Origin of the sequence: Petrocella sp. FN5 (assembly GCF_029210395.1) — a bacterium.
Taxonomy (GTDB): domain Bacteria; phylum Bacillota; class Clostridia; order Lachnospirales; family Vallitaleaceae; genus Petrocella.
The window spans coordinates 1-2,211 of sequence record NZ_JARGDP010000143.1 but is presented as its reverse complement, the minus strand read 5'-3'; the positions used below and the strand labels follow the sequence as shown (position 1 = coordinate 2,211).

Annotated in this window: 2 protein-coding genes; both read left to right on the top strand. The window is 33.5% G+C overall.

The window, feature by feature from the left end; translation table 11 throughout:
• The first annotated feature begins 180 nt into the window (after nt 1–180).
• Complete coding sequence (locus tag P0N36_RS15040) at nt 181–1,032, top strand: HipA domain-containing protein (protein ID WP_275843695.1); 852 nt, start codon at nt 181–183, stop codon at nt 1,030–1,032.
• Complete coding sequence (locus tag P0N36_RS15035; RefSeq protein WP_275843694.1) at nt 1,029–1,856, top strand: hypothetical protein; 828 nt, start codon at nt 1,029–1,031, stop codon at nt 1,854–1,856. The genes P0N36_RS15040 and P0N36_RS15035 overlap by 4 nt, the downstream gene beginning before the upstream one ends.
• Nucleotides 1,857–2,211 lie beyond the last annotated feature (355 nt).

Below are 2,211 nucleotides of genomic sequence, written 5' to 3'. Positions count from 1 at the left end.
TTAATAACTTACACATTAATTCGGGTTCTTTTGCAGTTAGAAAAAACAATTTTCAAAAGCTAAATTTCTGCAAATATAGTGTGCCAAAATAAAAAAGTTACCCTATTGACACAACTTGAATATGTAGTATAATGATAGTATCAAAATAAAACGAATACCCTATTGATACAAGGAGATATTATGGATTATAGCATATACTCACAAAATAAAAAGTTATATAGCGGTGCAGAACGTAAAATAGGCGTTACTGTTGGTAGCGAAGACTATATATTAAAATTTAGAAAAAAAGAACGTTTTCTAACTAGAAATAATCATATATCAGAGTATTTAGGCTGTAGAATCATGGCAACTATGGGGTATGAAGTTCAAGAAACTTATCTTGGTACCTACAAAGGTGAAGAGGTTGTGGCTATAAAAGACTTTGTGGCTAAGGGTCAACAATTCGTTGCATTTAATGATGTTGGTGAGAGTAGCATCGAAGAAGATAGAGAAAAATTCACATATGATTATGAAGGCATTACAGATATCCTTTTGGCTAATAATAAATTAGCTGACCCTCAAAACACGATTAGTCAATTCTGGGAATTATATATACTGGATGCACTTCTTGGTAACTTTGATCGACATGGGGGTAATTGGGGATTCATGAAGGAAAACAATGAATATCGGCTGGCACCAATATTTGACAATGGATCATGTCTTTTCCCAAAAATGATAGATGAAGATGAGATGGCAAAAATTATCGCTGATCAAAGTGAAACAGAAATGAGAGTGTTTACATTTCCAACATCGCAAATATTACTTAATGGGAAAAAGAGTTCCTATTATGAAGTGATTAGTAGCATGGCTTACAAAGAATGTAACGATGCACTTATCAAGGTATATGAACGATTTAATATGGAGGCAATAGTAACAATCATTGACTCAATAAAACATATCAGTGAGACACATAAAGCTTTCTATAAGCATATGATTAAAAGTAGATTTTCCTTGATAATCAGAGCAACATATGAAAGGATGAATGGAAATTGAAAAAGAAATCTGTCGAAGCGACGATATACTCAATGGACTTACTAGATATAAAATATGCTGTATGCCATCTTACACAAACACATTATGAAGATGACACCTTTGAATATGTATTCAAACCATATTATCAGGTAATAGATTTACTGACACCTGAAACTTTTCAAGGTATACCTGGCCTTAATCTGGAGCTTAGAAAAGAAACTTATCTAAGAGAAAACAAAATTCCAACATTCATATATGAAAGAGTACCCCAGGAGAATAGAGAAGATCTTTGGACCTACCTTGATGAGGCAGGACTTGAGTATATGGACCCTCTTGAATGGCTCATAAGAACAGATTACCAGTATACAGGTGATAATCTTGTTGTTGATCAATATGTCGAGCCAGATACTCAGCTCTCTACAAAAAATATATACCCTGGTCAATCATTCGTGTTTGATAGGGTTACAGATATTGGGAGAAATAACTACCAGCGCCTTAAAATTCTACTTGATATCATAGTAAAATGTGCCACTTTAAAAGCTGGAGATTTCTATATTGACGACTCAAATAGAAAAGTCATCTACGCACTTATTTATCCACTATATATAGTAGAGCAAAGTAAGAGAAGAAAGAAACAAGAAGTTGGTATTGAGATCGCAAAAAAGCAAAAAAAATATATTGGCAGAAAAAAAGTAGAAGTTTCAATACCACTATTAGCTGAAATGATTGATAAGCTTGAAGAGAAAGAGATAACGGTTAAAGACGCCATGGTTAAGCTAGGTATTTCATCAAAAAGTACTTTTTACAGAAGGATAAAGGAGTTCAAAGAGAACTCAGTAGATTAATCAGAGGTAACCAGAGGGACAGTTCTTCCGGTTTGATGGTGTACCAAATGTTAATACAGTATAATAGTGTCCCGTTAGTCATGAATTTTGGCTAGCGGGTCTTTTTTGCCTCTAAAGAGCTGTTTTGTGCATGGTTGCTAAAAATGTGTGATATGGAACAAGGGCTACGAATTTCCTCTAAACTTCGTTGTAAAAAAACTGGTATTCAACATTGACCATACCCTATTCAATAGGGCATAAATACTAGTGGGGTATATAATATGACTAGAGAGTTTATAAGAACGAATGAGTTTGTGGAAAAGTCAATTTATCAAAAGTAGCGTGTAGCCAAATTAAGAAATATATTAAGTTACTT